At 67.5% G+C, this 388-nt stretch carries 1 protein-coding gene; it reads right to left on the reverse strand.

What is annotated here, in order from left to right; translation table 11 throughout:
• On the reverse strand, positions 1-193 hold a 193-nt coding region (locus tag GVL52_RS30130; protein WP_200848076.1), incomplete at its 3' end, for a SufE family protein.
• Positions 194-388: the final 195 nt, after the last annotated feature.

The following is a 388-nucleotide window of genomic DNA, read 5'->3' on the forward strand; positions in this document are numbered from 1 at the left end:
GGCCCGGGCCGTCTTCGCTGTGCATGTCGAGCCAGACCTGGCTGGCGCAGCCGCGCACCTTGTTGGCGTCGTTATGCGCCTCTTCCGGAAGCGGCTCGAGGCTCTTGCCGAGCTCGATCAGGTAGCGATAGCGATCGTCCCATTCGTCGAGCAGCTCGAAATTGGCGACGATCTCGTCGAGAGTGGTGGTCATGTCCTGCCTGGCCGCCCTTCGCCTCATGCGAGGCCGGCGCGCTCTCTTCCCGCGGCTTGCGGGCCTGCGTCAAGCATTCAACGCTGCGCGGGCCGAGTTGTTGCGGCCGAGGCGACGGCATTGAGAACGCGTCCGCGCGTTTCCGGATCAAGCCCCGCCAGGATCTGGGCCGCCTCACGCGCCGCGGTCAGGCTG

This window comes from Rhizobium sp. 18055, assembly GCF_902706285.1.
In the GTDB taxonomy this organism is placed as follows: domain Bacteria; phylum Pseudomonadota; class Alphaproteobacteria; order Rhizobiales; family Rhizobiaceae; genus Rhizobium.